This window comes from bacterium, from assembly GCA_024226335.1.
Lineage (GTDB): Bacteria > Myxococcota_A > UBA9160 > SZUA-336 > SZUA-336 > JAAELY01.
On sequence record JAAELY010000258.1, the window covers coordinates 1 to 649 of the forward strand.

2 protein-coding genes are annotated in these 649 nt (G+C 61.6%); one reads left to right on the forward strand and one right to left on the reverse strand.

Annotated features, from left to right (window positions below; translation table 11 throughout):
* Nucleotides 1-217 (reverse strand): hypothetical protein (locus tag GY725_13155; GenBank protein MCP4005136.1); only part of this gene is annotated, 217 nt, incomplete at its 3' end.
* Nucleotides 218-500: 283 nt separating this feature from the next.
* Between GY725_13155 and GY725_13160 the strand changes: the two genes are divergently transcribed.
* Nucleotides 501-649 (forward strand): hypothetical protein (locus tag GY725_13160; protein MCP4005137.1); only part of this gene is annotated, 149 nt, incomplete at its 3' end.

The following is a 649-nucleotide window of genomic DNA, read 5'->3' on the forward strand; positions in this document are numbered from 1 at the left end:
CGGTGGCGTCGCGAAACGCCACCGATAGCGTGTGGTCGGTGATCTCCACCTTGCTCCAGGCCAGGGTGGCGGTCAGATTGGAGTTGAAGAGGTGGTTCACCAGGTAGGTCATGAGCTTGGAGAGCTTCGACGATAGCTCCTTCCGCTGGCGCCGCATGTCCTCCAGCGTCGGCGCCGCTGCGATCTCCCGGATCTCGTGCACTCGATCTTTGTACATGATCGCCGCGATTCTACTGGACGATGGATCTCGGCTGTCAATCGCCCGTCAAGACGCGCCGAAGAACCAGGAAGCGAGATCGCGTTGACGTCGCCAAGCTGTTCAGCTGCGGTAGGGCCTGGCACGCCCAAGCCACGACCTCGCCGGCATCTACGCCTGTGCATCGCGAAGCAGTTGGCGAATCGCTGAGATTTCCGCTACGCTTATTCAGTGAATCGCCCAGTGGAATTCCACCATAACCAGGCCGGGCACTTCCGGCACACGCACTTCTGAGGCCTCGGGCATGAAACTCCACAACCAGACTGAGCCATACGACACGCCTGGCGCCGACGCCGTCGATCTGGCGTTCAGCTGGCTCTCCGAGCGCCACGAGGAGGAGCTGGACCATGCGATCGACGGGCACTTCTTCTTCGGCCTCAGGGAGTCGCAGAG